Raw genomic sequence first — 22,691 nt, forward strand, 5'->3', positions numbered from 1 at the left:
GTCTCTTCCGCGGGCCTCGCAGCACTGCGCAAGGCACCGCGTTCCATGAAGGAAACAATGAACCCCAAACGGATGATGGCAGCCGTCGTCTCTGCACTGCTCCTTTCAGCGGCGTCGCTAAGTGCGGTCCCCTCTGCCCAGGCCGGTACGGCGCCCGCTCCGGCGGAACGGCAAATGCAACAGACGGCCACGCCGACGCCGACGGCGTCCGCGTCGCCGGTGACACCGTCACCGGTGGTTCCCGCGCCCACTGCCGCTGCCCCGCCCTCGAAGCAGACGTCGCCGGCGCAGCCGGCTGCGGAAAACCTCGGTGGCACGCCGACGTCGGCCCACTGGTTTGAGACCCCGCCAGCCGAGGGGAGCAAGGGCGCGGGGAAGCCCGGTCTCAGCACTGAGGCCTACTCGGTAGCGCGGACCGGTGACATCAAGGTCCGACTGGTGACCGTCCAACTGACCGATGTCAAGGCAGCCATTCCGATGGACAGTGCGATCGCTGCGGTCCAGACAACGAGCAACTACTGGCGGACCATGTCCAACAACAGACTGTCCATGAGCGTGGCCAGCACTGAGACATTCAACAGCCGCAGCGCTTCTTCCCGGCAGAGCTACTCCGACATGATGAACACCATCACCAACGAACTCGGGTGGTCACCCGGCTCCTACCGGGCCCTGGTGGTCTTCGTATCGACGCCCACGCTGTCCGCGGGTGCTTACGGGGCCGGCTGGAGTTACGACGGAACGAGCGGGAAGGTTCTCATGCCCATGCCCGCAGCTCTAACAAAGAGCGTTCTGACCCACGAGTTCGGCCACGTTCTGGGTCTGATGCACGCCAACAGCCTTCAATGCGGAAGCGGAGCCCAGGACACCGGAACGAACGCCAATGGCACATTCACCGACAGCAGCTGCAGTATCCGCGAGTACGGCGACACCATGGACCTGATGGGCGCATCGCAGCTCAGCCAGCCCACCATCAGTTCCACGCTCTGGGACTTCGGCGGTTTCGGGCGGGGCGACGAGGTTCTCAACGTAGGCAAGGCAAGCGGCAGCCAGAGCTTCACACTGACCGCGTGGGCGGGCACAGCGAAGAATCGGGCCGTCAAGTTCGCGGACCCGGTCAGCGGCGAGGTCTACTACCTCGAACTGCGGCTTCCCGTGGGCTTCGACACCGCCACCGCCGTCTCCGGCAACCGAGGCGTCAAGATCGTTCAGCAAATCGGCGCCGGCTCCCTGATTCTCATGCCCGATTCCAGGCAATTTGCCGGATATTACAGCGATCACCACGCGTGGCAGGCCGGCCAGACCTTCACCACCTATGCCGGCACCCGCGTGTCGATTGACTGGATCAGCAACACCGCCGCCGGCGTCACCATCGAGTCCACTCCGGCTGCTGCCAGCAAGGCCATTGCGGCGATGGCAGCGTCGACGGCGGCGTTGGGGTCGAAGACCTCGGAAATCACCTGCGGGTTGAAGGACGGAGGCTGCTACCAGCTGTTCCAGAACGGCGCAGTGATCTGGTCCAAGAACACCGGCGCGCAGCCCAGCCTCTACGGCCCGGTCCGGGACGCCTGGGCACGCACCGGATACGAATCCGGCGCCCTGGGCTACCCCACCAGCGCCGTGATCTGCGGCATCCGCGACAACGGCTGCTACCAGGCCTACCAGCGCGGCGAAATCCTTTACTCCGCCGCGTCCGGCGCGCAGCCCTCCACCCCCGGCGCGATCCGCACCGCCTACCGCCAGGCCGGCGCCGAAAACAGCGCCCTCGCCTACCCCACCAGCCGAGAAGTATGCGTCCTCCGCAACAGCGGCTGCTACCAGGCCTTCCAACACGGAGAAATCCTCTACTCCGCCGCCACCGGCGCCCAACTCTCCGAAGAAGGCCCCATCCGCACCGCCTACCGGCAAGCCGGCGCCGAAAACAGCGCCCTCGGCTTCCCGACCAGCGGCAAAATCTGCGGACTCAAAAACAACGGCTGCTACCAGGCCTTCCAAACCGGAGCAATCCTCTACTCCCCCGCCACCGGCGCCCAAACCAGCCAAAACGGCCCCATCCGCGACGCCTGGGCCAAATCCGGTTTCGAATCCGGCCCCCTGGGCTACCCCACCGGCTCCGTCACCTGCGGCCTCCGCGACGCCGGCTGCTACCAGCTCTACCAAAACGGTGCCATCATCTGGTCCCCCGCCTCCGGAGCGCAACTCAGCCTCAACGGCACTTTCCGCACCGCCTGGGCAGCCTCCGGCTACGAAAACGGCCCGCTCGGCTACCCCACCAGCTCCATCATCTGCGGCCTCCGCGACGCCGGCTGCTACCAGGCCTACCAAAAGGGCGAAATCCTCTGGACCACCGCCACCGGCGCCCAACTCAGCCGACCCGGCGGGATCCGCAACCTCTACCGCACCAGCGGCGCCGAAAACGGCACCCTCGCCTACCCCACCGGCCCCGAAACCTGCGGCCTCGTCAACGGCGGCTGCTACCAAAACTTCCAAGGCGGCGCCATCATCTGGTCCCCCACCACCGGAGCCCAACTCAGCCCCAACGGCCCCATCCGCAACGCCTGGGCAGCCACCCGCTACGAAACCGGCACCCTCGCCTACCCCACCACCCCCGTCACCTGCGGCCTCATCAACAACGGCTGCTACCAGAACTACCAAGGCGGCGCCATCATCTGGTCCCCCACCACCGGAGCACAACTCAGCCCCACCGGCCCCATCCGATCCCTCTGGGCCGCCAACGGCTACGAAACCGGCCGCCTCGGCTACCCCACCGGCCCCCAAACCTGCACCCCCACCGCAGACAACTGCACCCAGACCTACCAAAACGGAAAAATCACATGGACCCCCACCCGCGGCGCCTACATCAACTAACCCCCACCCCACCACCCGGCGTCTTTTCCGCCGGGGCCTAGGCAGGACGAAGCCCCACCCGCTCACGCTGGCTCATCGCCGGCAGCGGGTGGGGCTTTTCTTGGGCGCCGGCTCCAGCCGGGCCGGGCAGAAAAAATGAACTGGTCCAGGCAGGGAAAATGGGCCGTTCCCGGCATGCGCCCGGATGAGCCCGCAGGCGGGCCCGGCGGAGGGCAGTGGAGGCGGCCGGGATGCCTGGCCGGAGTGTCGCCCGCACGGGTGGACGAACACCGGGGACTACGCCTGCCGTGCTCGGCCCTTCAACTGCCGAACGACGCCAGACGCAGTCATTAGGCCGCGGCGGCTCGACTCTTGAGCTTGACGAAAGCCAGCCCGGCAAGTATGACGCCTACGACCGTGATCTCTGCAACGCCGGCGAGGAAAGTGGCGGGGAGAAGGCCAAGACCCACCGTAACGGCAAGATGGACACCGAGCAGCACAAGGAACAGGCGAATGGGCCAGGCCTGCGGCGCGGACTTCCTCACCGCAAGCCAGTAGGCGATTCCAAGGAGCACGAAGCCGCCGGCCTGGATGGCTGCGACCGCGATTAGGTCCCCGTGCAGGGCGAAGGGAACCGCAGCGGCCCCCATCAGCACCAGGACCAAGGGCGTGGCATACGCCATGATGGAGGTCCGCTGAAGGATGTAAACCACGTTCGTAGCAACCAGGAACAATGCATAGCCGACGGAGACCAGCGGCAGCACCCGCGCGACCGGGCCAAGCTGTTCGGGTGCCTGGGTGAGGATGAACCCCCCGGCGGTAGCGGCCGCCGAGGCAAGAATGCCGATCGCGGCCCCTGCCAGCAGGGCCTCGACGGCCACGGACCGCAACAGCACCGGCAGCCTGGCGGCCGTGGCCTCCATGAGGCGGGTGGCCCACGCGTTGTTCAGGGCGTTCAGCAGGGTCAGCGGGCCCAGCGCGAAAATCAGCACGGCGCCGTACTGGCCTGCGGGCGCGGCGCCGGCCAACAGGGCCAACAGCAGCACGGCGCCCTGGGTCAGCAGCATGAGCGCCCCCGTGTGGGGCAGCAGGGGCACGGCCATAGCCACCGATTCCCTGATCACCTGGGGCACCTTCCACGGCGCCTTCGGCCTGACCAACAGGACTGCTACCGCGGCAGCGGCGGCGACCGCCGCGGTATACGCCACGAGGTAGGCGGTGGCGGTCGCCGTCGTCAACAAAATCGCCGCGAGTCCCGCCAGGTTGGCGGCCACCGAGGATACGAGGCTCAACAGCACGAAAGCGATGGGACGATTCTGCGCCCGGAGAACCGCCTGGGCTCCCAGGACAGTTCCCAGAAGCCCGATGGAAACCATGGCCATGACCGCTGGCCACGCCACCGATCCGCCGGTCAACAGGGTAAAGGCAGCAACGACGGCGGCCATGAGCATACCCAGGACAGCGGCGCCGCCGGCCAGGAAACCGTACATGCCGGTCGCCCGGCGCTGGCCGTCGTCGGGGTCAAACCACAGCCGCGTGATGGCCAGCGGCAGCCCTGCTGAGATGAGGACCACCACCACCTGGATTGCCACGACAGAAGTGGAGACGAGCCCCCATTCGACGGCGCTGAGCAGCCGGATGGCGAACGGCTGGATGAGCAACAGGCCCAGGCCCTGCAGGACGGACCCTGCAAGGTAGAGGATCGCCGAACCGGACCCGGCGCTGCTGCCTTTGACCTTCGTGGTGTGCTCGGCGACCATCGGTTTCTTTAGAGTCGGACGACGTGGGCGGCGAGCTTGCGGAGCCCCGGCCACATGCGCTTTTCAATGACCTTCGGTGCCAGGGTCACTGCGTGAAGCCTGGACGAGATGTGCAACCGTGCCGCAGTGGCGGCGTCGTTCCAGCCAAGTTTCCGGAAGTCCCGGACGCATTCATCGAAGAAGGCCCGCTCTTCGGCAAAACGGCGGCCATCGAGTGCCCGCACGGAGGAGTCGGACTCGCGGTGGCGGCGGTACTGGAAGCAGACTGTGTCCGAAACCAGCATCCTTCCGCCGTCCATGATGATGTCCATGGCGAGGGCAAGATCCTGGACCACGTTGTACTGCTCGCGGAAGCTGTGCTGCTTAATGGCAGTCGAACGCCAGGCCACCGAGGGAAAATAGAGCCAGTCGCCGGTGATGAGGCTCTTGGCCAAGGGCTCCCCCGCGACGACCGCCTCGGCGCTCTCGCCGACGAGGCGTCGACGCAGGAAATCTTTGACCTTGTCCCCGAGCGGGTTGTAGACGACGCCGTCTTCATCGATGACCTCGACGCCGGGCTGCACAATGTCTACCTCCGGGTTCTGGAAACCGCGGCGGATGGTCTCGATGTAATTCGGCAGCATGATGTCGTCAGCGCCCATGATGACCGTGTATTCGTGCTCGATCAGGTCCAGGCACTTGCGGTAGTTGCCGTTGGCGCCCAGATTAACTTCGTTGCGCAGGTGGCGGACGCGGTCGTCGCGTTCGGTCAGCGAGGCGAAGTAGGCCGGCAGGGACTCGTCGGGGTAGCCGTCGTCGACGATAGTGAGCCGGAAATCACGGTCCTTTTGGGCAAGGATCGAATCGACAGCCGCCTTCATCATGGCCACGTCGCCGTAGTACGGCAGCATTACATCAATGGTCATTAGTTTCTTTCCGTGTGGATTGGCCAGGTACGGCCGTATGGTCGTCGGTCGAGGTCACGGCAGCAGGCGATCCTGCGGCATATTGGAGCGACTCTACCGAGGCGCGGAGTATCGCAACCTCCTCGGCTAGGATCCGAGTCTCGTCTTCGAGGATGGTCAATTCACGAGAGACATGCAAGCTGACACCCACGAGCAGCACGATGGCGAGGGCAAACAGCAGGTTGGCCGGTACACGGATGCCGACAAGGGAGGCGGCCCAGTCCAGGAGCTGCGGGAAGGCACCCAGAATGATGGTGAGGCCGCCTACGACGAGCCACAGGACGGTGTACTTTTCCCGGAGTTTGCCGCGCCGCAGCATTTGCAGAACGACCAGAACCATCACAATGGCAATAACCAGAGAAGACGCAACGCTCATGATCAGATACTGCCTTCGCCTGCTATGGCACCCAACTCGGGCGTGTGGACGGAATCGGGGGCCGGCGTCTTACGCCGTGCAAGCGCGAAGCATAGGACGAGACCGGAGCGGGCCAGGTAAATGGCCGACTTCAGCGGGCCTGTACTGGGAGTGCCGGCCTGGCGGACCTTCATTTCGACCGGCACCTGCGTGACGCGGCATCCGGACTTGATGGCCACCACCAGTGAATCGATGGTGTCGCCGAGGTATTCGGCGGGAAAGTGATCGATGTACTGGCGCAGCGCGCGTTCGTTCGCGGCCCGGAAGCCGGAGGTCACATCCGTCAGTTCGGTGTGGGCAACCCGGGAAATCACCTTGGCAAGCACCGACATCGCCCAGCGCCGGGGCCCCTTGGCGTCGTAGCTGCCGCGCCCGGCAAAGCGCGCGCCGATGGAGATGTCGGCGACCTCAAGGCCGGCCAGCACCCTGTCGATGTCGAGAGGGTCGTGCTGGCCGTCGGAGTCAACCTGAATCGCGGCCTTGTAGCCGTGGCGGATGGCGTACTTGAATCCAGTGCGCATGGCGCCACCGACGCCGAGGTTGAACGGCAGCTTGATGACGGTCGCCCCGGCCTGATGCGCTACGTGGGCGGTGTTGTCTTTGGAGCCGTCGTCGACAACCAGTACGTCGTGATGCACCGTGCGCAAGACTTCGCGGACGGTGTCTCCGATCGCTTCGGCTTCGTTCCAAGCTGGCATGATTATCAGCACGCCGGAAGTCGTTGAGTTGCCCATGATGCTCAACTATATCAACGTCAACTGCCGGGCTGGTGCAGGGAAAACCCTCTGCTCGGGGGCGCCGAAGGGCGCTTCCACCCGGAGGCAAGGCATACTTGAAGCGTTCGATTGGCATTCTGAGGAGAACTTATTCATGACCTGGTGGCAAACCGGCCCAACGCTCGCGGGATCGATTCTCGTCTTTTTCGTTCCGGGCCTGGCCATCCTGGCCGCCGGGGGAGTTCGCCGGCTTAACCTCGTCTGCCTCGCCGCTCCGGTGTCCTTTTCCCTGGCCTCCGTTCTGGCCATCGTTCTGGAGAGAATACACGTTCCGTTCAACCCGGTCACCTACCTGGTCTCCGCGGCCGCCGCCACCCTGGTGGCGTTTGTTGCCCGAACCATGTGGCTTCGCCGTCGGACCAGCGAATTGCCGGCTGGTCAACGCGGCGTGCTCGGCGCCAATGGAGTCGTGCCGCTGGCAGCCTCCCGGCAAAAACTCTGGCCGGTGCTGGTGATCGCCTCGGTCGCAATTCCGGCGGCAATTGTGACTTACCGGTATGTTCGCGGCTTTGGCCGGCCAGACAGCCTCTCCCAGACTTTCGACAACGTTTACCACCTCAACGCCATCCGTCACATCGCAAATATGCAGAACGGGTCGTCGCTGACGCTGGGCAACCTGACCGACGCCTCCACGGGCTTCTATCCGGCTGCAATGCACGATCTCATGGCTCTGGTCTTCATGTTCGGCGGTTCCTCGGTAATGGAAGTCGTCAACGTCGGAACCATCGTCATCGGCGCCATTATCTGGCCCTTGTCGTGCATTTTCCTCGTCACCCGGATCGTCGGTAACCAGGCCCTGGCCATCCTCAGTGCCGGTGTCCTGTCCGCCGGCTTCAGTTCCTTTCCCTACCTCATGGTTGCCTTCGGCGTGCTGTACCCGAACCACGCCGCCATTGCGCTGCTGCCGGTCGCCCTGGGCCTGGTGATTGAAGTGCTGGGCCTGGCCCGTTGCCGGCCGTCATCATTCTGGGCGCCGCTGATCGCGCTGGCACTTGTCGGCCCCGGCCTGGCGCTGGCACACCCCAGCGCCCTCGTGGCCCTCATCGGATTCAGCACCCCGCCGGTGGTGGCCCGGCTGATCCTTTCATGGCGGCGCTACCGGCGCGGCAAGGAAACCGGGCGAGCCCTGCTGCTCTGGACCGCGGCAACCGCTGCCTATATAGCTTTCGGCCTGATCGTCTGGTCGCTTGCGCGGCCCAGCCTGGCGGCCGCGCCGTGGACGCCTTTCCAGTCCAACGCTCGGGCCCTTGGGGAAATTCTGGCAAGCGCTCCCATGGGCACCACCGCGGCCTGGGTCTTGCTTGCCCTGACCGTCATCGGCACCTATGTCGTAGCCCGTCGGCTCGGGCAATACTGGTGGGTCCTCGGAATGTATGCCGTGGGCGGTGCGCTTTACGTCATCGTTTCAGCGTGGACGCCCGGGGACTTCCGCACCTTCTGGACAGGAGTCTGGTACAACGACAGCTTCCGGCTGGCAGCTCTGCTTCCCGTTGTGACGTTGCCGGTCGCCGTGATGGGCGCACAGTGGCTGACGTGGCGGGTCCGGGCGCTGTGCGACTACCTCGTGCTCAACGGGCGGACCAATCCCGGCAAGCTGGCACCGGCCGTGCGCCCGGTAGCGGCCCGGCTGCCGGCCGTGACCGGGGTCGCCGCGTCGGTCGCCCTCGTCCTCGTCCTCGGGGCAGCTGCCCAGGGCGGCACGTTGTCCAACGTGCAGCAACGGCTCAATACAATTTTCCAGACCACGCCAAACTCGTACCTCCTGACCACCGACGAGACCGCGCTGCTCGCCGAGGTACCCGGCCTCGTGCCGGCATCGGACGTAGTGGTGGCCAACCCCCGAACCGGCGGGTCCCTGGTTTACGCGGTTTCAGACCGCAAGACGCTGGCGCCCCACATCTTCGGAACCCGGACCGCAGACGAGCAGTACCTGCTGGACCACTGGGACGAGGCGGCCTACAACACCAAGGTCTGCCCGATCATCAAGAAGCTGAACGCGTACTGGGCCCTGGACTTCGGGGATTTTGAGGTAGTTCCCGGCGACGAGCCCTTTATCGGCTTGAGGGACCTCGGCCAGGTCGCTGTCCCCGGAGTGGAAGCGGTCAAGACCGAAGGAAAGGCGCACCTCTATCGGGTCACCGCCTGCGGCTAGCGCGTCCAACCTGCGCACGCCAGCCTCCACCGGCCGCGAGCGGTAGAATGGCCTCATAAATCCGATATTTCCGCCGTCCCGGTGTGAAGGCGGCGGGTCACGCCAGCGCCCGGATACGACGAGAAAAGCCCTGGGGGTCCCTGCCGTGCGCGGAACAAACGTTTCCTTCGTTTTTCCCATCTACAACGAATCGGGAAATATCCCGCTGCTTTACGAGCGGGTTTGCGAGGTCACCGCGGAGTTGCCGTACGACGTCGAGCTGTTGTTCGTGAACGACGGCAGCACCGACCGTTCGCTGGCCCTCCTCATGGAACTCCGGGAACACGACGACCGGGTCACCGTGATCGACTTCGCACGGAACTACGGACACCAGCTGGCGGTGACCGCCGGCCTCGACGCCGCAGCCGGTGACGCCGTCATCATCATGGACAGCGACCTGCAGGACCCCCCGGCCGTCAGCCGGGACCTGCTTGAACAGTGGGAAGCGGGTTACGACGTCGTTTATGCCCAGCGTCGCACCCGCCAGGACACAGCATTCAAGAAGGTCACCGCGGCAGTCTTCTACAAAGTGCTTCAGAAGGTCTCCGAAATCGACATCCCGCCGAACACTGGAGATTTTAGGCTGCTCGACCGGCGGGTCGTGGATGAAATCAAGAAGTTCCGCGAACATGACCGGTTCCTGCGCGGCATGGTCAGCTACGTCGGCTTCAAACAGGTGGCGGTGCAGTTCGATCGCGACGAACGCTTCGCCGGAGTCACGGGCTATCCGTTCAGCAAGATGGTGAAGCTCGCAGCCGACGGCATCCTGGGGTTTTCGACCTTCCCCCTGACGGTGATCGCCCGCATCGGTTTCGCTGCCGCCGGCCTGAGTGTCGTCGGGGTGCTGTACGCGCTGTACATGAAGCTCTTCGTCCCCGGCGCCGTGATCCAGGGCTGGACCTTCATAGTCATCGCGGTGCTGTTCATGGGCGGCCTGCAGCTGATCATGCTCGGCATCCTTGGCGGCTATGTCGGCCGGATCTACAAGCAGGTCCAGAACAGGCCCCTCTACGGCGTCCGGAATGTCTACGCCAATGACCCTGCTACCCAGCGAATCGAACGTTGAGCACGACGAGTGCGCCCGCCGCCGTTCCCCTGGCGAAACGGCTCGCGAAGCACAAGCTGGCCAGATTTATCATGATCGGGCTCCTGAACAACCTGGCGGGCTACGGAATTTTCGTGGTGTTGTCACTGCTTGGAATGGCGGCAATCCCCGCCATGACGGTGGCTTACGGCATCGGGATGATCATCAGCTTTGTCGGAAACAGAAAATGGACGTTCGGCCACCGCGGCAGCCTCGCCCCCACCCTGGTGAAATTCGCCGTGGCGAACCTCGTAGGCTACGGGGTGAACTTCGGGCTGCTCTGGATCTTCGTCAGTAACCTCGGCCTCCCCCAGATTCCGGTCCAGTTCTTCGCGACCGGATGCGTGGCCCTTTGCACCTTTTTGATGATGCGTCTGTGGGTTTTCCGTGCAGACCGCGGCGGCTCCGTTGGATAGCCCGGGGCGCCGCTCCGCGCCGCCCCGGGGGCCGCGCGGCTGGCTACGGCTGGGAACCGCCGTTGTTCTGGCGGCAGCCGCATGGTTCCTTGCCCCCCATGTGGTACCCAACGGAGCCTTTCGCTTGTTGTCGGTCGCCGCCGTCGGCGTCTTGGTCGGCGATTATGCGTATCTGCGCTTTTTCTGGACCCAGGTGTTTACCCGGCAGGTCCCGGGCCACCTGCCGCACGGGTGGCTGCTGCGGACGGCGCAGCTCGCGTTTTGCGGGCTCGTTGCGTGGTTCCTGCTGGGCAGTATGGTCAGCCCGGTGATCCTCCTTTGGGGGTTTCCGCTGGGACCCGTGACCCTTGCAGTCTTCGTCATCCTGGCAGCCGTGCCGTCGGTGTATCGGTTCTGCGTTCTGGCCGCAGCCTGGTTCGACGGGCTGCCCAAATGGTCCCAATTCCTGGGCGCCGGCGTCGTGCTGGGCTGCTTCTTTACCGTGGAGTTCCTGGTAGGCACCGCGGTTCGGGTCATCCCCGACTGGGACGCCGGCACGATCTACAGCAACGCCGCAGGTCTGGCAACAGGCTCCCTCCGTACCATCGACAGCGACTACTACGCGATGTATCCAAACAACATCATGCTGACTTTGGTCCTGGCCGGGTATCTCTCCCTGCTCCAGCAGTTCGGGGCCGCGGATCTGTTCCTCGGTGCGATCGCGCTGAATGCCGTCGTCCTGACCGCCGCGGTCCTGCTGGTCGTTATCGTGGCCCGCAAGATCGCCGGCACCGCGACTGCGATGTTCGCGTTGCTTCCCTGCGGTGTGTACATCGCCTTGAGCCCATGGGTCGCCGTGCCTTACTCGGACACCCTGGGTATGGTCTTCCCGATCCTGTTGCTTTATCTGTTCCTGCTCAGCCAGCAGGTGAAAAGACCGCCCCTCTCTTTGGTCCTCTGGGGAGCGATGGGCCTGGTGGCGGCTGTGGGCTTCTACATCAAGCCGACCATCGTGTTCGTTCTCGTTGCCTCCGCTCTCGCCGTCCTCTTCGCCCAGGGTTCCCCGCAGCGCAATTGGCGGCGCCTGGCAGCCGCCGCGGTCTGCGTGGCGCTGGCAATGGGCGTTTTCGTGGCGGGCAACGTCGCCATCAAGACCGCGGTTGCAGCCAGTCCCGCCATGAGTTTCGATCTGGCCAACAACGACAAAGAGTTCCCCGTGACGCACTTCCTGAAAATGGGTTCAACCGGCCTCGGCGGTTTCCATGGTCCCGACGTCACGGAGACCAAGGCGATCGACTCCGTTCAGGACCGCTTCCAAAACGGGATCGATGTGTACGTGGACCGGGTATCAAGAATGGGCCCCTGGGGGTACCTGGACTTTTTGAATGTCAAAGGAAAGACCATTCTCGGCGACGGCACGTTCTTCAACTGGGGTGAGGGCATGGCCCGGAAGCCCGTCGAACTGCTCGCTGATGACCCCGTTAGCCGGGCGATTCAGGGCTACTTCTACTATGAAGGGCCGCACTTCGCCTTCCTGCGGGCGTTCTGGCAGTCCTTCTGGTTCGCCACCCTGCTGCTGGTGTCCGCCCCCCTGCTGCTGCGCGGACGTTCCCTTCACCAGCCGGCAGCGGTGGTCATGCGCCTCTCGCTGTTCGCGCTGGTGCTGTTCCTGCTTTTCTTCGAAGGTCGCTCCCGGTACCTGTACATGTACCTGCCCTTCTTCATCCTCCTCGCTTCCCTGACCGTCGCGGCATTGGCCGGCCGCGTCAGAGGAGAACGCCCGGTGCCGGTGAGCCCGCCCGACGGTGGCGAGGCGGTGCCGGTGAGTGTGCCCGACGGCGGCGAGCCGTCACCGGTGCCGGATGCAGGCTACGTCGCTGAACGGCAGAGGACGGGGCGGCGCAGTGCGTACGCCGGAGCATCGCGCCAGGTTTCCGACCCAGCCGGCCTATCCCCTACTGACGGGCCTGATTGAACCTCTGAGCCAGCACGGGCACGAGCGAATGCATGTAGCTCCGTGATGCGTGGTCGGTGTCGTAGTAGACCTGCAGTCCCCCGATCACTGCATGGCACGTCTGGTCATTACAGAACTGATCGGACAGATCGATCACCTTGACGGCGGGGTTGCCCATCCCGCGGGCTGCGGCCGCGACCGGGTCCGGCACCAAGGCGTCGGCGCGGGGATTGGCGCATGCCATCGGCGTCTGCTGGTTAAGTGCGACACAGTCCGGGCTGCTGTGGTGCAACGTGAGTGGAGTGTCCCGAAGCACGTAGACCTGCGGACCGGAGTGGGCCCATGCGGCAAAGCGCTTGGTCACGCCGTCCTTGTACTGTTCCATCTGGGGTCGGCCCGTACCGTCGTCTACGGTCTCGCCGGCCCCAAACGTCGCCACGAATACCATGTCCGGCTTTTCCCCTACGATGCGCTCGGTCAGCTTCCTGCCCCATTCCAGGCACCGCTCCTGCACCTGCGGCTCGGTGCTCGCCTTCCCCATGAACGCAACCCGTTTCGCATCAATAAACGGACAGCCGCCCAGCAGGGTCTCCTTCACCTTCCATTTATGAAGTCGTGCGAGCTCATAAATGGCGGTCTTCCACTGTTCGGCGTGCGAATCACCGACCAGCCAGACCGTCTCGACAGGTTTCGTTCCGCCGGTGAAATCACACTCGGTCAGGAGTGCCCGTTGTTGCACGACGATGGGATCCGTCGAGGGGCTGCATTCGGGCGCGTCGAACCAAGGGGCTTCGTTGGCGCCCACGTTCGCGACCTGGGCGGCACCGAAGGGATCCGGGCAGTTATTCCGCGAATCCAGGCTCCGCGCCCCGTAGCAGGGTTGCCCGGACAGGCCTTGCAGCTTGGCTGTTTCGGCGTCCTGTGCCAAGCCAACGCCCAGCAACAGGCCACCGCACAGCGCGCACACCACAGCGACTGCCGCTACCATGGCGGCTACCACCCGCAACGGTTTGGCTCCCCGCATGAGCTTGGTACGGGCCGGATCCTCGATCAGCTTTTTGGAGACGTAGGAAAGCCCAAGCGCCAGCGCCAGGATAACGAATTCTTCCGGCGTACCCAGCGATCGGCTGAGGAGGGCGGGCGCCAGGACGATGATCGGCCAGTGCCACAAGTAGAGGGAATACGACACGTCCCCGGCAAATTGGACGGGTTTGACGGCAAGCAAACGGTTAGGCGACCATCGCGGCCCGGTCGGCCCGGAAGCAATGACCAGGAGGGTTCCGATGACAGGCACCACGGCGGCCGTCCCGGGGAAGAATGTCTGCTCGTTGTACAGCAGTGCGGAACAGCCGATCAGGCCGTAGCCAAGCCATTGGGCAACGCCGGAGATCACCAAGTGCGCCGCTGGAAGCCGCAGGCGGATCGCGGCCAACACATGGGCACCGCCGATCGCCACCAAGGCGCCGGCACCGAACTCCCAGACCCGGGCGGGCGTGACGAAATAGGCCTGGCTCTTGTTGGCGTGGGTGAACCAGACGCAAAAGGCGAAGGCCAGCACGCTGACAGCTACGACGCCGGCGGCCAGAACGGCCCTCCGGGGGGTGCGGAACCTGGCGGCGGCGGCGAACAGGCCAAGGAGGAGCAGGGGCCAGACAAGGTAGAACTGCTCCTCGACCGAGAGAGACCAGTAGTGCTGCACGGTGGATGCTGCGTCGTTGTGCGCTGAATAGTCCACAGATTTTCCGGCCAGCAACCAGTTCTCGAAGTACAGCACCGAGGCCATGGTCTCTTGAGCGACTGCGGACCAACGGGAGAACGGCAGCAGCGCCCACGCCGCGCCCAAGGAAACAACAGCTACGACGGTCGCGGCAGGCAGCAGCCGCGTAATCCGTCGCGCATAGAACTGCCCGAGTTTGATCCGCCCTGTACGCTCCAGCTCGCCGAGCAGGTGTTTTGAAATGAGGTAGCCAGAGATGACGAAGAAAACATCCACGCCGACGTAGCCGCCGGTCAGCCGCTGCGGCCACAGGTGATTGAGCACCACGAGCCCGACGGCCAGGGCGCGCAGGGCCTGGATGTCTTTTCGCGTCGCGTTGACGGGTTCTGCCTGGCGCCGAGCTGCCCTGGTGATGAGGACCTGATCGGCCACGCGTACTCCTCGTCAATTATGGTTTAGTCGAACCCGACGTCGCTCTGGGACGGCGCTGAGTGCAGGCTTGCCGGCATGTGGTGCCGACCTATCCGCTGTGTTTGGCGCCGTAGGCAGCCCGGGCCAGTTCTGGCAGCATCGTACGGGACAGCCACTTCACGGACAGGCACGACGCGGTATCCAGTGCCAATCCGTTGCCTGCAGAATCTGCGAGGACGAAGTTGCCGGCCCGGTGGGCCGGGACAGCATTGAGAGTGCCGGCGCTCTTGAGGACCGAGGTTTCTTCCCGTTTCACCGAAAAGACAGCGATATCGCTGGCAAGCTCGGCGGCCTTCTCCTGGGGCCAGGCGTACACATCGGGGCCGCCGGATGCGGGACTCACCGGGCGGGCCGCCTGCTTAACGCTGGCGAGCGATGCGGCGGGTTTCAGTCCGAAATCTTTTAGGATCCTGACCGGATTGGAATTCTCGCCATACACCTCGAAGTCGGCGCCCAGGGCGGACCTGACTTTCGCAACCAGAAACTCCGTTCCAGCGAGGTCGGGATAATTTCCGAGGCCCGCACGGATGCTGTTCTCTGTGTCCGTCAGGACCTTCGCAGCCTCGTTGCGGCGGGCCAAGGCCTGGCCGACCAGGGCCAGGGACGTGCGCCAGTCGGTGGCCAAGGGGCCGTCGGGGTAGGCAACCACGGGAGCGATCTTCGACAGTTCGTCGTAATCGCTGCGCGACAGGCTTGAGTGGACTGCGAGGATCAGGTCAGGTCCCATTCCCTTTAGCTCATCAAGCGGCAATCCTTTCGCCTCGTCCAGCAGCAACGGCGATTCCAGACCGAAGGGGAGGAAAGCAAAGTCGAACCACGGGGTTGACCCATTGGGCTGGGCTGCCGATAGCGGCATGGCTGCCGGCGCTACGCCCAGGGCGACGCAGATATCGTTGCTGCCGGGACCGAGTGTCGCGATCCGCCGGGGCTCCCGATTGATCACGGTCGTTCCGAAGGCGTGCTTCACGGACAGCGGGTACGCCTTCGGCTCGGCTGTAGTCGAGGGCGTCGCCGACTCGGAGCTGACGGCCTGGCAACCCGCCAGACCCAGAGGAAGTGCAACCAGCCCCGCCAGAAATTGCCGTCGCCCGGCCAGCCGTCCGCTGCCGTCTTCGGATTCTGCCATTGCTATACATTCCAATCTGGTTGAGTCATGCTGATAACCGGTCGGCTCCGGATCTGCGGGTCCGGGTCGACCTATAGTTTACCGAGTCCGGTCCCGCCGCCGGTCCGGGACAGAACGGACGAGGACTAGCCGCATCCGTTGAATTTAAAGAGCTTGGCATTTCCATGCCGGGAAAGCAGGGTTGCCACACCGCTCCCCTCGAGATTGTCGAGGCCCGGCGCGGGGTGGGAGCCACCGTTGATCTCCTGCCCGCCAAAGTCCAGCACATAACTGACGTTCAGCGCCCGCACCGCCGGGCAGACCGTAGGATTTGTTTTGGCTTCCCGAAGGCTGTCAAGCACTATTTTGTCATTGAGGGTGAAATTACTGCTCAACACGTGCAACTGAATCGTGCGACGGTCGGCGAGGGCATAGGCAAGGGCGCTTCCATTCCAGGCGTTGGCGGCAACGACGGCGTCCTTGGGAACCAGGGACTGCATGTCCCGCAGCACCGCCATTTCGTCGCGAGTGATGAGCTGCGAATCGGCGGTCAGCTGGTAACTGCCGTGGGCCTTGTCCGCAGCGTACTGCACGCCTCCAAGCTGGGTCAGCACGGCCGTGACCACAACCGCCAGCGCTCCGAAGCCTGCCGCAGGGGCAGCGCCGAGCGGGCTCCCGCCACGGGCGCGACGACCCTGCGGCCGCGATACCCACCGGTCCAGCTGGCGCCGGAGCAAGCCGACGAGCCAGACCGCGCCGAACGTCGCCACCAGGACGGCGGCCGTGGGCACCAATGCCGCGAGGCGGTAGCTGTCGTTGTACCAGATGGCTGTTACGAAATCCCTAAGTCGTCCCGGCCGGAACGATGAGACGACGAGGAAGAGGGCGCATGCCATACCGAAGAGTCCCAGCACCCACCACAAGTGGCGGCGCCGCGCCATCACGACAAGGCCGACGACCATGAGGAGGGAGACGGTGATCGCCGGGGGCCGGTTCATTTCGGAGTTTGTCGCCAACTCCCAGAGGGAACCCAGCGGCGAATGAATCGGCGGCCAGAAGGCAGCCTCCGCAATGGGGCGCACTGCCTGCCAGGCCAGAACGACCACGATTGTGCCCGCCGCCAGCCCGCCGGACCAGGCAAACGCCCTGGCTCTCGACTCAGGCCAGTTCCGACGCCACTTGCGCCAGGACCTGATGAACGCGAAGAGGACAGCCGGGCTGATAAACGCCAGAAAAGCCATCAGCGTGCTGGGGTGAGCCAGCGCCAGGCCAGGAATGGCGACCACAACGGACAGGTAGCGCATGAACGGCGGGACGTCAGGGACGGCAGAGAGGTGAAGCAACTGGACGCCCAGTGCAAGGACACCGGGCAGCAGGGAAATCGACAGCAGGTTGGGGTAAAGCACACCGAAGTCGACCATCATGAGCGGGAAAGTGCCGAACCCGGCGGACAGTACGCCGGCCAGGAGCGCTGACATCCGTGATTGTCCGAGAACCTGCTGGCAGAGGTAGATGCACCCCACTGGCCAGACGAGGGCACCGACGACAAGGTTGGTGGTATTCACCGCGACGGGAATGCCGCTCCCTGACAGTTGGGCTGTCAATGACACGACGGCGTGCCATCCTGCCGGGTAGAACGGGATGCCCGTCATGCCGCCCACCGTGAACGAGGACGCCTGGCCGGTGTGAAGGATGTACTGGATAGCATTGAGGTGAAAGATGTTGTCGTAGGTCTGCGAAATACTGTCGGGCGATCCAAAGGCATAGATGAGCCGGGTGCCGATGATGCCAGCCGCGAGCAGTGTTCCGAGCATGGCGAAGCCGAAGCGGGCGTCCAAGGACCGCTGCGGATGCCACGTCGCCGGCGTGCGCCGGCGCAGGAGGAATGCAACCGCAGAAGCGACCGCCGCGAGAACCACGACCGGCACCAGGGACCAGGCAAGGCCCACAAACGGGCAGGCGACGGCCGCCACGGCAATGAGCGAGACGGAAAAGACCGGGGCCAGCGCCACCAAGGCGAAACCACGGACCCCCGTGGCCCACGCCAGAAGTAGCCCCGGCGCCATAAGCACGGACAGCGCCGCCAAGATCGCAGGCACAGCATCAGACCACTGCACTCGTTAGGACTCCTTATTCTTTGCACGGTGATTTGCACGGTGATTTGCACAGAGCTCTACCAGCGGGGCGCTACCGGGGGAAACGGCGAGGACCGCTAACTCAGCTTTGCGGAACGCTCCCGCAGTTCTTCCACCACGGCGTGGACTTCACCGTCCATTACCACCTGGCCGTGCTCGAGCAGGACGCCGCGTTCACAAATCGTCGCGACCAGGTCGAGGTCGTGGCTCACGACAAAAAGAGTTTTGCCCTTGTCCGCCAGTTCCTTGATCTTGGCAATGCACTTGCGCTGGAACGGTTCGTCACCCACCGCCAGGATCTCGTCGATCAGGAACACTTCCGGGTCGGTATGGACAGCAATGGAGAACGCCAAGCGCAAATACATGCCGGACGAGTAGAACTTCACCTCGGTGTCGATGAATTCACCGATCTCCGAGAACTCCACGATCGAATCGAACATCTCGTCAATCTGCTTTTCGGACATCCCGAGGATGGCGCCATTGAGGTAGACGTTGTCCCGGCCGCTGAGGTCGTGGTGGAAGCCAGCACCGACCTCGATCAGGCCGGCAACGCGCCCCCGCGTCCGCACCGTGCCGCCGTCGGGCTGCAGCACCCCCGAAATCAACTTCAGGAGGGTGGACTTGCCGGAGCCGTTCAGCCCCAGGAGCGCGACCGTTTCACCTTTCCTGACTTCAAGCGACACGTCGTCCAAAGCCAGGAATTTCTTGGACAGGTCGCCCTTGCGGCCCTTCATCAGCCACACCAACGCCTCCTTCATAGAGCGGGTATGACGCAAAACAAACTGCTTCCGCACGCCAACACAACTGATGGCGACGTGTCCGAGCGAAGTCATCTCAGAGCTCCTGGGCAAAGTGGACGGAAAGCCGGCGGAACGTCAGCTGGCCGAGGAAGAGCACGACGAGCGTGGTGACGATGGAAACCGGGAGCCACACGCCGAAGAGATCGGGCGGGAGCGTCCCGGAAACAACAACCTGGTCCGCTTTCAGCGTCGGCTCCCAGAAAGCCCAGTGGAAAATCTCCACGGCGGTGGTCATGGGGTTCAATTGGTACAGCCAATACCAGGGGCCCATTACGCGTTCCACCATCGACCAGACGTACAGCACCGGCGACGCCCAGGTGACAACCATGACGATCATGTCAACGATGTTCTCGGAATCGCGGAAATACACGTTGACGGCGCCGAACATCAAACCCAGTCCCGTGGCGAGCACGGACACCATGAGGAAGATCAACACCACGGCTGCCAGTTGCACGATCGACGGAGTCCATCCGACCAGAAGGCAGGCCGCGATCAGAACGATCAACTGCGGCAGGAAATGCGCGGCGGAGACCCACACCGTCGCCACGGGAAAAAGCTCCCGCGGCAGGTAGATCTTCCTGATCAGGTCGCGGTTGTCGACGATGGAACGGGTGGAGTTGGACAGGGACTCCGTAAAGAAGTTCACCAGGACGATGCCCGCGAAAAGATAGATCGCGTAGTTGGGGGTGCCGCGTTCGAGATTGAGGAAGATGCCCAGTGCGATGAAGTAAATCAGGAACTGCATGAGTGGTTTCACATAGGACCACAGCAAGCCAAGCACCGACCCGCGGTAGCGGATCTTGATTTCCTTACGCACCAACAGCTTCAGCAGGAACCGGTCGCGGTACACATCCAGCAGCCCACGGCCGCTTCCCGGCTTGACGAAGCCGTCCACTTCTCCGGCCATCTAGCTGACGTCCTTGCCGTCGAGCCCGAACGATTTCTTCCATGCGGCAACAGACGTAATCTCCGGGATGGCAGCGCGGTACTGCTCCGCCAATTTATCCCAGTCGCGGTACAGGCGAAGGTGCAGGCGGCTGGCCTCGGCCAGCATCGATTTCAGCTTTTTCGGATCCCGCTTATACCAGGAAGCGCCGGTCCCTTCAGCGTTGGAAACAATCACGCTGTCGTAGTGGGCGAGCCGGAACCAACGGTTGTCCCGGTGGGCCAGGAAGCCCTGCGGACGCTCCGCGCTCTCCGGCGCGGGGCTCTTCACGAGCTGCCTTGAGACCGTCTTGATGCCCCATTGGACGAGGTCCTTTTTGGGCGGCATGCCGATCAAGGCGCCCCCGATGGGACCGCGGCCCAGCTTCGGTGCCGGAAAGTCATCGACGTTTTCCTTCAATTGTGCGTCGGTGTAGCCGGACTTCGCAGCGTTGATCTGCGGAAGTTTCGACGCCAGCACGGGGTGAAGCTCGGCAGGGCCTTTGAAGATGTCCTTGAGCGCCTCCAGGCGTCCGTGCTCGGTAAAGTACTGCATCGACACGAGGTGTTTCACGTCCGCCTGGACAGACTCGCGCAGGACGCGGCCGCCCTTCGGGTAGGGGCTGTGGATCAAGGTGGTAATCAGCCGGTTACGTTCGTGGAAGTAGGCCTGCCAGCCCACCATGTCGTCCTTGTCCATCCAGGACACGTGCCAGACGGCCGCTCCGGGAAGGGACACCGTGGAGAATCCGGCTTCCCGGGCGCGGAGGCCGTATTCGGCGTCGTCCCACTTGATAAAAAGCGGCAGGGAAAGCCCGATTTCCTTGATCACCTGCGTCGGGATCAGGCACATCCACCAGCCGTTGTAGTCAACATCCACCCGGCGGTGCAGCCACGGGGTCTGCCTCAGGTTGGCCACGCTGAAATCGTGCCGCAGTTCCATGTCTGCGTGCGGCTGTGCCGGAACAATGCGGAAGGGATCGACGACCTCGCCGAAGGTGTGCAGAACGCTCCGGTTGTACAGGTCGAACATGTGGCCGCCGATGATTGTCGGCGTGCGGCACCGGTCGGCAAAAGTCAGTAGCCGGCTGATGCTCTCCGGCTCCACCACTATGTCGTCGTCAAGCAGCAGGACATACTCGCTGCCGTTTTCGACTGCCTCGTACATGCCGCGGGCAAAGCCGCCGGATCCACCCAGATTTGCCTGGTTGATGATCCGCAGCTTGCCGCCGAGTGCCGCTTCGACCTCGGCGAAACCGTCTTGGTCTTCCACCTTCTGGGTGCCCTGGTCAACGATCAGGATTTCCTTCACGTTGGCAAGGGCGTCCGGGTTCTCCGCCAGGATCCGGGCGTTGTTCAGGCAGAAGTCCGGCTTGTTCATCGTCGTGATTTCCAGCGTCACCTGCCCCCGCTTGGGTGCGGCTGCCTCCGTCTCCCACTGGGCGCTCTGCAGGACCAGGTCAGTGGAACTGGCGGCAAGATCGAACCAATACCAGCCGCCGTCACCGAACGGCTTGAGCGTTAGCTCAAAGACCGACGTCGTTTCCCCGTCCACGTGCCGGCCGTCGACCCGCTGCACCGAACCCCGCGCGTTGGACTTGTACACGGTTACGGCACCGGTGCCTGCGGTCCGCACCACGAGGCGGATGTCCCGGACCGACGTCCACCGCCGCCAATAGCTGGCGGGAAAGGCGTTAAAGTAGGTACCGAAGGAGATTTGCTCCCCCGACCTAATGCGCATGGATTGCCGCGAGAGCAGATCCTCAAAACGCGCCTGCCGGCTTCCGGAGCTGAACATCTGCAGCTTGTCTTCGGGCAGCTTCGGGGTGCGGGCCAGTTCGTCATTCTCCCGCAGCCGAATGCCGCTGGCGGGACCGGCATCCACGTAGAGCGGAATGGTGTCCGTCTGGTCTGCGGACGGGAGGATCACCCTCTGAAGAGCACTCCAAGAGGATGACTCTTCAGAGACCATCATGCGTCCACTCCCCCGCTTTCAATCTTCGCGCCGGCTTCGAAGTGCGGGCGGATCTTGTTTTCGAACATCGTCAGCGCGGAGCCGATGGCCATGTGCATGTCGAGGTACTTGTAGGTCCCGAGGCGGCCACCAAAGAGGACGTCGCGCTCCGCCGCGGCGAGGTCGCGGTACTTCAGCAGCCGTTCGCGGTCCGTGGGGGTGTTGATCGGGTAGTAAGGCTCGTCGCCCTTCTCGGCAGCCCGGGAGAACTCCCGCATGATGACGGTCTTTTCCGTCTGGTAGTCCCGCTCAGGGTGGAAGTGGCGGGGCTCAATGATGCGCGTGTAGGCGACCTCGGCGTCGTTGTAATTGACCACCGAGGTGCCCTGGAAGTCTCCGACATCGAGCACTTCTTCTTCGAAGTCAATGGTGCGCCAGGAGAGGTCGCCCTCGGCGTAGTCGAAGTAGCGGTCCACCGGGCCGGTGTAGACCACCGGGATGTTGCCGACGACCTTGTCCTTGCTGTACTCGTGCGAGTCATCGAAGAAGTCAGTGTTCAGCCGGACCTCGATGTTCGGGTGCTCGGCCATCTTCTCGATCCACGCGGTGTAGCCGTTCGTCGGCAACCCCTCGTACTTGTCATTGAAGTAACGGTTGTCGTAGTTGTAGCGCACCGGAAGCCGCGAGATGATGCCGGCGGGCAGGTCCTTGGGGTCCGTCTGCCACTGCTTGCCGGTGTAATCCTTGATGAACGCCTCGTAAAGCGGGCGGCCGATGAGCTGAATGCCCTTGTCGTTCAGGTTCTGCGGATCCGTGCCCGCCAGTTCGCCGGCCTGTTCCTTGATCAGGTCCTGGGCCTGGCCCGGGGTCAGGTTGGCGCGGAAGAACTGGTTGATGGTCGCCAGGTTGATCGGCAGCGAGTAGACCTCGCCCTTGTGCACGCCGTACACCTTGTGCACATAGTTCGTGAACGTGGTGAAGCGGTTGACATACTCCCAGACGCGGTCGTTGGAGGTATGGAAAAGGTGTGCCCCATACCGGTGCACCTCGATCCCGGTCTGCTCCTCCTTCTCGCTGTAGGCATTGCCGCCGATGTGGTGGCGGCGGTCGATGACAACGACCTTCAAGCCCAGCTCGGTGGCGGCCTGTTCTGCGATTGTCAGGCCGAAGAAGCCCGACCCTACGATGACAAGGTCAGCGGTCACAAAATCTCCTGGTTCGA

The 22,691-nt window shown here is 63.9% G+C and carries 16 protein-coding genes; 5 read left to right on the forward strand and 11 right to left on the reverse strand.

Annotation, left to right across the window (positions count from 1 at the left end):
- Window positions 1–45: 45 nt before the first annotated feature.
- The gene (locus tag AC3ANP_RS17230) at window positions 46–2,865 is read left to right on the forward strand and encodes a M12 family metallo-peptidase (RefSeq protein ID WP_488331328.1); all 2,820 of its coding nucleotides are present in this window, start codon (window positions 46–48) and stop codon (window positions 2,863–2,865) included.
- A gap of 329 nt (window positions 2,866–3,194) precedes the next feature.
- Here AC3ANP_RS17230 and AC3ANP_RS17235 read toward each other — a convergent pair whose 3' ends face one another.
- From AC3ANP_RS17235 to AC3ANP_RS17250, 4 genes are read right to left on the reverse strand one after another with little or no spacing between them, the layout of a single operon-like run.
- Window positions 3,195–4,604 (reverse strand): oligosaccharide flippase family protein, encoded by a 1,410-nt coding sequence (locus AC3ANP_RS17235; RefSeq protein WP_488331329.1) that lies wholly within the window; start codon window positions 4,602–4,604, stop codon window positions 3,195–3,197.
- A gap of 8 nt (window positions 4,605–4,612) precedes the next feature.
- Entirely contained in the window at window positions 4,613–5,509 is an 897-nt protein-coding gene (locus AC3ANP_RS17240; RefSeq protein WP_488331330.1) for a glycosyltransferase family 2 protein, read from the reverse strand.
- Window positions 5,499–5,924, reverse strand: coding sequence for a DUF2304 domain-containing protein (locus AC3ANP_RS17245; RefSeq protein WP_488331331.1), 426 nt, complete (start codon window positions 5,922–5,924; stop codon window positions 5,499–5,501). Before AC3ANP_RS17245 ends, AC3ANP_RS17240 begins: the two co-directional genes overlap by 11 nt.
- A 2-nt stretch (window positions 5,925–5,926) precedes the next feature.
- Window positions 5,927–6,697, reverse strand: coding sequence for a glycosyltransferase family 2 protein (locus tag AC3ANP_RS17250; protein ID WP_488331332.1), 771 nt, complete (start codon window positions 6,695–6,697; stop codon window positions 5,927–5,929).
- Between the two features lie 136 nt (window positions 6,698–6,833).
- Here AC3ANP_RS17250 and AC3ANP_RS17255 point away from each other — a divergent pair, with 136 nt between their 5' ends.
- The 4 genes from AC3ANP_RS17255 to AC3ANP_RS17270 all read left to right on the forward strand — a co-directional run bounded on the left by AC3ANP_RS17255 (window position 6,834) and on the right by AC3ANP_RS17270 (window position 12,384).
- Entirely contained in the window at window positions 6,834–8,891 is a 2,058-nt protein-coding gene (locus tag AC3ANP_RS17255) for a DUF6541 family protein (RefSeq protein ID WP_488331333.1), read from the forward strand.
- A 145-nt stretch (window positions 8,892–9,036) separates the two neighbouring features.
- Window positions 9,037–9,996 carry a glycosyltransferase family 2 protein gene (locus AC3ANP_RS17260; RefSeq protein WP_488331334.1) on the forward strand — a complete coding sequence of 320 codons (960 nt, stop codon included), beginning with the start codon at window positions 9,037–9,039 and terminating at the stop codon, window positions 9,994–9,996.
- Window positions 9,997–10,067: 71 nt separating this feature from the next.
- Window positions 10,068–10,430 carry a GtrA family protein gene (locus AC3ANP_RS17265; RefSeq protein WP_488331335.1) on the forward strand — a complete coding sequence of 121 codons (363 nt, stop codon included), beginning with the start codon at window positions 10,068–10,070 and terminating at the stop codon, window positions 10,428–10,430.
- A 124-nt stretch (window positions 10,431–10,554) separates the two neighbouring features.
- Window positions 10,555–12,384: a glycosyltransferase family protein gene (locus AC3ANP_RS17270; protein ID WP_488331336.1), complete on the forward strand. Its 1,830-nt coding sequence runs from the start codon at window positions 10,555–10,557 to the stop codon at window positions 12,382–12,384.
- Here AC3ANP_RS17270 and AC3ANP_RS17275 read toward each other — a convergent pair.
- The 7 genes from AC3ANP_RS17275 to glf all read right to left on the reverse strand — a co-directional run bounded on the left by AC3ANP_RS17275 (window position 12,365) and on the right by glf (window position 22,674).
- Window positions 12,365–14,512: an acyltransferase family protein gene (locus tag AC3ANP_RS17275; RefSeq protein WP_488331337.1), complete on the reverse strand. Its 2,148-nt coding sequence runs from the start codon at window positions 14,510–14,512 to the stop codon at window positions 12,365–12,367. The genes AC3ANP_RS17270 and AC3ANP_RS17275 overlap by 20 nt on opposite strands.
- A gap of 88 nt (window positions 14,513–14,600) precedes the next feature.
- Entirely contained in the window at window positions 14,601–15,677 is a 1,077-nt protein-coding gene (locus AC3ANP_RS17280) for an ABC transporter substrate-binding protein (protein ID WP_488331338.1), read from the reverse strand.
- A 125-nt stretch (window positions 15,678–15,802) separates the two neighbouring features.
- Window positions 15,803–17,773 (reverse strand): DUF6541 family protein, encoded by a 1,971-nt coding sequence (locus AC3ANP_RS17285; protein WP_488331339.1) that lies wholly within the window; start codon window positions 17,771–17,773, stop codon window positions 15,803–15,805.
- A gap of 95 nt (window positions 17,774–17,868) precedes the next feature.
- Window positions 17,869–18,624, reverse strand: coding sequence for an ABC transporter ATP-binding protein (locus AC3ANP_RS17290; protein WP_488331340.1), 756 nt, complete (start codon window positions 18,622–18,624; stop codon window positions 17,869–17,871).
- Between the two features lies 1 nt (window position 18,625).
- Complete coding sequence (locus AC3ANP_RS17295) at window positions 18,626–19,498, reverse strand: ABC transporter permease (RefSeq protein WP_488331341.1); 873 nt, start codon at window positions 19,496–19,498, stop codon at window positions 18,626–18,628.
- The gene (locus tag AC3ANP_RS17300; RefSeq protein ID WP_488331342.1) at window positions 19,499–21,490 is read right to left on the reverse strand and encodes a glycosyltransferase; all 1,992 of its coding nucleotides are present in this window, start codon (window positions 21,488–21,490) and stop codon (window positions 19,499–19,501) included.
- Window positions 21,487–22,674, reverse strand: coding sequence for a UDP-galactopyranose mutase (gene glf, locus AC3ANP_RS17305; protein ID WP_488331343.1), 1,188 nt, complete (start codon window positions 22,672–22,674; stop codon window positions 21,487–21,489). The genes AC3ANP_RS17300 and glf overlap by 4 nt, the downstream gene beginning before the upstream one ends.
- Between the last annotated feature and the right edge of the window lie 17 nt (window positions 22,675–22,691).

It is taken from the genome of Arthrobacter sp. JB02-1C (genome assembly GCF_057748045.1).

Excerpts from the sequence above, each read along its gene's own strand:
- AC3ANP_RS17230 (WP_488331328.1), top strand. The coding sequence starts at position 46 with ATGAAGGAAACAATGAACCCCAAACGGATGATGGCAGCCGTCGTCTCT.
- AC3ANP_RS17235 (WP_488331329.1), bottom strand. The coding sequence starts at position 4,604 with ATGGTCGCCGAGCACACCACGAAGGTCAAAGGCAGCAGCGCCGGGTCC.
- AC3ANP_RS17240 (WP_488331330.1), bottom strand. The coding sequence starts at position 5,509 with ATGACCATTGATGTAATGCTGCCGTACTACGGCGACGTGGCCATGATG.
- AC3ANP_RS17245 (WP_488331331.1), bottom strand. The coding sequence starts at position 5,924 with ATGAGCGTTGCGTCTTCTCTGGTTATTGCCATTGTGATGGTTCTGGTC.
- AC3ANP_RS17250 (WP_488331332.1), bottom strand. The coding sequence starts at position 6,697 with ATGGGCAACTCAACGACTTCCGGCGTGCTGATAATCATGCCAGCTTGG.
- AC3ANP_RS17255 (WP_488331333.1), top strand. The coding sequence starts at position 6,834 with ATGACCTGGTGGCAAACCGGCCCAACGCTCGCGGGATCGATTCTCGTC.
- AC3ANP_RS17265 (WP_488331335.1), top strand. The coding sequence starts at position 10,068 with ATGATCGGGCTCCTGAACAACCTGGCGGGCTACGGAATTTTCGTGGTG.
- AC3ANP_RS17280 (WP_488331338.1), bottom strand. The coding sequence starts at position 15,677 with ATGGCAGAATCCGAAGACGGCAGCGGACGGCTGGCCGGGCGACGGCAA.
- AC3ANP_RS17290 (WP_488331340.1), bottom strand. The coding sequence starts at position 18,624 with ATGACTTCGCTCGGACACGTCGCCATCAGTTGTGTTGGCGTGCGGAAG.
- AC3ANP_RS17295 (WP_488331341.1), bottom strand. The coding sequence starts at position 19,498 with ATGGCCGGAGAAGTGGACGGCTTCGTCAAGCCGGGAAGCGGCCGTGGG.
- AC3ANP_RS17300 (WP_488331342.1), bottom strand. The coding sequence starts at position 21,490 with ATGATGGTCTCTGAAGAGTCATCCTCTTGGAGTGCTCTTCAGAGGGTG.